The organism is Pseudomonas sp., assembly GCF_049645325.1.
GTDB lineage: Bacteria > Pseudomonadota > Gammaproteobacteria > Pseudomonadales > Pseudomonadaceae > Aquipseudomonas.
On the sequence record NZ_JBARTQ010000665.1, the window covers coordinates 1 to 4,068 of the forward strand.

The 4,068-nt window shown below is 57.0% G+C and carries 7 protein-coding genes; 1 reads left to right on the forward strand and 6 read right to left on the reverse strand.

The window, feature by feature from the left end; translation table 11 throughout:
• Window positions 1–94: 94 nt before the first annotated feature.
• Window positions 95–460 (reverse strand): hypothetical protein, encoded by a 366-nt coding sequence (locus tag WBB95_RS28440; protein ID WP_424490608.1) that lies wholly within the window; start codon window positions 458–460, stop codon window positions 95–97.
• A 125-nt stretch (window positions 461–585) separates the two neighbouring features.
• A complete protein-coding gene (locus WBB95_RS28445; protein WP_424490609.1) occupies window positions 586–879 on the reverse strand; it encodes a hypothetical protein in 294 nt (97 codons plus the stop codon).
• Window positions 880–1,346: 467 nt separating this feature from the next.
• Between WBB95_RS28445 and WBB95_RS28450 the strand changes: the two genes are divergently transcribed.
• On the forward strand, window positions 1,347–1,703 hold the full coding sequence (locus tag WBB95_RS28450) for a hypothetical protein (protein WP_424490610.1): 357 nt from the start codon (window positions 1,347–1,349) through the stop codon (window positions 1,701–1,703).
• Here WBB95_RS28450 and WBB95_RS28455 read toward each other — a convergent pair.
• From WBB95_RS28455 to WBB95_RS28470, 4 genes are all read right to left on the reverse strand, one after another.
• The gene (locus tag WBB95_RS28455; protein WP_424490611.1) at window positions 1,684–2,181 is read right to left on the reverse strand and encodes a DUF2514 family protein; all 498 of its coding nucleotides are present in this window, start codon (window positions 2,179–2,181) and stop codon (window positions 1,684–1,686) included. The genes WBB95_RS28450 and WBB95_RS28455 overlap by 20 nt on opposite strands.
• On the reverse strand, window positions 2,178–2,711 hold the full coding sequence (locus WBB95_RS28460; protein ID WP_424490612.1) for a glycoside hydrolase family 19 protein: 534 nt from the start codon (window positions 2,709–2,711) through the stop codon (window positions 2,178–2,180). The genes WBB95_RS28455 and WBB95_RS28460 overlap by 4 nt, the downstream gene beginning before the upstream one ends.
• A gap of 62 nt (window positions 2,712–2,773) precedes the next feature.
• Window positions 2,774–3,157 (reverse strand): phage tail protein, encoded by a 384-nt coding sequence (locus tag WBB95_RS28465; protein ID WP_424490613.1) that lies wholly within the window; start codon window positions 3,155–3,157, stop codon window positions 2,774–2,776.
• Between the two features lie 2 nt (window positions 3,158–3,159).
• Window positions 3,160–4,068, reverse strand: a complete 909-nt coding sequence (locus WBB95_RS28470; RefSeq protein ID WP_424490614.1) for a hypothetical protein — start codon at window positions 4,066–4,068, stop codon at window positions 3,160–3,162.

Genomic DNA, 4,068 nt, shown 5'->3' on the forward strand with positions numbered 1-4,068 from the left:
GTAGTGGAAAGAGGCCGCAGCGATCATGAGCCTGATCCACGTTTGCGCGGCTGGGTGGGCAGATGGACGCGCACGCATGGATCAGTCCAATTAGCTATACCACAAGCTCTACGTAGCTCGACTCCCCACCCCCAGTTGCGCCCGACAACCAACCCCATACGAAGCTCAAGGTAGTACGTCCCGCGCGGTCAATACCTACCGTACCGCGAGACCAGCCGGCAAGAATCTCACCCTCCACAGTTATGCAATGATAAAGAAGCTCGATGGTATCGGCGCCTGTCACACGTCCGACTTGATTACCCATACGGATGCGGCCGCCTTGGTAGGTGCCCCAAATGGCGTCATTCTCGACAGAGTAATGAAATATGGTACCTGCGCCGGATAGCCCTTGGGTGTTACCCGCAACCGTGAATCGGCGATTATTCATACGCTCGTTGACTTGAGAACAGTTCGTTTCCATGAATGTCGTGTCCTTTCGTTGAGATATTCAATTCCATCTTTCACCTGGTCTTAAGCTTTTTGTTCGCGACTGACCCGGGTGCGGAGTCAGATAAGCAGACAAGGGGTCAGACCACCCTTCCCCTGTCACTCAAATTGAGTGAAAAACTCACCTGAAACAACACTGTCAAGAAACGCCTTCTGCTCCGCAGTCACGTGGCTCCGCTGGCTAAAGCCATGCTCATCCGGCGGCGCCAACCACCGCACCTGTCGATCCTTGGCTACCGCCGCGAGCGCGGCTTTTTCTTCTTCAGTCATGGCGTTCACATATTCGCCCAAGGATGATAGCCAGCGCACCGAAAAATCCAGTTCCAGATAGTCCTCCTCGGTAAACATCAGGTGCCAGATAAACTCGAAGGAAAGTTCTGCGAGCGCTTTCATCAACCATGTCCTTATTCCGTTAAGTTCTGTGTGGTCAGGCGCTGCCACATAGCCATCCGCCTGGCATCGGTTGTAGATACCACAGCCGGCACTTGTGGGCTCGAACTTTTCTGCAGGCAATAAAAAACCCCGTAGACGTTAATCTACGGGGTTTTTAAGAGTGGAGGCCGAGGTCGGAATCGAACCGGCGTAGGCGGATTTGCAATCCGTTAACGATCTACCATTTCATTGGTCAAAACAGCTAAACCTGCCGAATTCATTGGTCTTCGCCTGATAACGCTTCATCAGCATGTATGGCTATTTGGGACACCCGCTGTCCCAGGATTGTCCCGCGACTTGGCATCCACTTCTCCTGGCGATCCGCAGACCTAGCACCTAGCCAACATCCGCTGCAGTTCGTCGCCTAAAATCGCACATGCGCCTCACCTCGATTACTGTACGCACATACAGTATTAGGGCGCGTTACCATGAGTATTGATCTAGACACCGAGGATTGGCTTGGATGCCCCACTCCTCTCGAAATGTACAAACATCATTGCGCCATCCTGGAGGATGAGATCGCCGAACTGGACTTTAGGCTGAAAAAGGCCAAGCAGAACATTTCCGGCTTGATCCAGATGAACGACGTATTGGCAACCGCCAAGGCCGTGGCGGAGGCTGCACTCAGGCAAGCCCTTGAGCGCATGTCAGCAATGAGCAATGAGGCACCGGACAATGCGAGCTTTCGACCCATCGACCTGATTACCGAGCAGCGTGACCTCCTGCACAGAGAGAATCAGCGGCTACTGCTGGAGCTGAGCGTGCTCAGGGGACCACAGCTCTGACAGACTGGTAGCTACGTTCACAAGTAAGGCCGGCTATTCGGGCGCGGTCATAAGCTGCCGCCAGTTCTCCCGCTCTTTTGTCAGCCCGCTGGAGCAGGTCGGAGAGCACCATGGCGGCGCGGGTGGCTGACGCGCCTCGCTGGGCAGTTCCGGGATCGCCGCAGGCAGTGGCGGCGAACTTACCGGCTTCGATGTGCAGGCTGTCACCAGCAGCATCAGCAGTGCCGGCATCAACAGCTGCAGCTTTGTTTTGTTCTCGCGCATCGCTTGCTTCCTTATTCACTGCCGTCTGCCGGCGCTGTTCTTCTTCTCGGGCCACGCGCCCAGCCTCGCTTAAGGCAAGCGCCTGGGCCTCGCCAATTACCGCCAGTTTCTTACCGAAGCGCCAGTCTTGAGCCAGCCAAGTAGCGCCGGCGGCGCCAGCCATCAGCACCAGGATCAGCAACACCAGCCCACCCAGCTTCTGCACCGGCGTCATGCCAGCACCTTCAGCGCCCTGTCGTACAGCGCCTGGCGATCTTCCTGGCCGGTGAGCCCGCCATTGATGCGCCGGGTGATCTTCGCGAAGTCCTTTTGGTCTGCCAGGGTGTTCAACCCCCGCGTCGACCAGAACCACGCGGCCGACATCGCTGCGTGCTGCGGCTGCTCCAGCAGTTCAGGCTTGTTGATCAGGTCCAAGCCCAACGCCTCACCGCACGCCGCGTTGTTCGCCCGGCCGGTGATCTGGATCAGGCCACGGCCACGGTACTTGGAGCCGTCACCCTTCACGGTGTTGCCAAGATCGGCGCGGCCCTCGTAACCAGACTGCTGCGTCGTCGGTCCCCAGATCTCGCGAACCCACCGCAGCTGTCCAGACTCATGGCCGACCTGGGCGATGAATGCGGCAACCCGCGGCGTGCCGACAATGGCGTACCGGTTCATTGCCGTGTTCAGGGCAGAAACGAAAACGCCGGCATTGCGGCCGGCGTTCGGGAGGATCTGCAGCAATTGCTGCTCAGTGATCGGCATGCTTTTCTCCAGGCGAAAAAAAACCGCACAAGGCGGCATCGGTGTTCCAGCAGGAATTAGGCTCAGGCCTGAACATCCTCATCGGGGGCCACGACCTCTTCAGCCGGCGGTTGAGGTAGCGGCGGCATTGCTACAGGCGGCGAATCAGGCACCAGGATATGAAGCGTGATCATGTGCTTCAGGTCATACGGCTGGCCGTCCTTGGTGACAGTCACAGTCAGCAGTCCATCCGCAAAATCAGTTTCAATATCCGCCCGAGCGTCAACTTGGTTCACGGTGTAACCCCAGCCCTCGTCTACCGGTGGAAACGGCACCATGCCCAGGCAGCCGGTGATGCGATAAACGCCGATCGATGCGCGCAATGACGCTACGGTGCCCGCGCCATTGGTCACGAAGTCGTAGGTTGCACCAGTTGCGCCGAGAACGTTGATTGCTGCTCTTGCCATGGTCAGATCGCCTTCAGGGTGCCGTCAGCGGCACGGGTGGTATTGCCGGTGTGGTAGACCTCTCGCATCACGGCGGTCGAGTAGCTGCCGGATCGGAAAAACATTTTTCCACTGAAAGACATCAGTATCTGTGCGCCGTAAGCTCCATCGGGCCAGGCTGAGTTGATGATCGTTCCCGATTGACCCGCCTCTGGATAACCCGTCGTCGTGTTATTCCATATTTGAAACGAGTTACCCCAGGTGTTGATCGTACTTGCGATGGGTGAAGCACGATCACCCGAGAGCATTACGCTGCCGGCGGCTGACCCGGCGGCAAGTGTTGAGGCGGTACCAAGACCCAGGCCTGCACGAGCATCTGCTTGCGTTTTTCCACCGGTACCGCCTTGAGTGATGCTCAGCGCGGTAGTCAGACCTGAGAGGCTGGTGATATCGCTGTTTGCGCCGCCTTCTGCCGTAACAATCCATGGCTGCCATTCGCCGAGAAAAACGCGATTGATTTTTTTGCCATTGCCCGCATATGTAAAATGCTGCGAGCACAGTCCGGGGTAGTGACCTGACGCCGTTTTTAGGTATCCCGTAAACGAGCCAAATCCTTTAATAACAAACTCCCCAATCAACTCACCAGCGGTTCTGTAGTCATCTGGGTTAAGCCCATCGCCAGCGTAAATCGCATTATCCTTACACCCGAGCCCACCGTATCCAACAGTCAAAGCTCTCCCTAGCGTCGGATCGGTACGACTAACTACAAGGTCCGCGGTTAAAGCAGTGCCGACACTTGATCGCCCGGTACCGCCCTTTGATATCGGAAGCACGTCGTAGTTGCCGGTCGTGCCCAGCGCGGCAAGCTTCTGCCCGAACTGATTGTTCAGGTTATTGAAGGCGTCCGACAGCATTTTGTCGTAGCCCTGCAC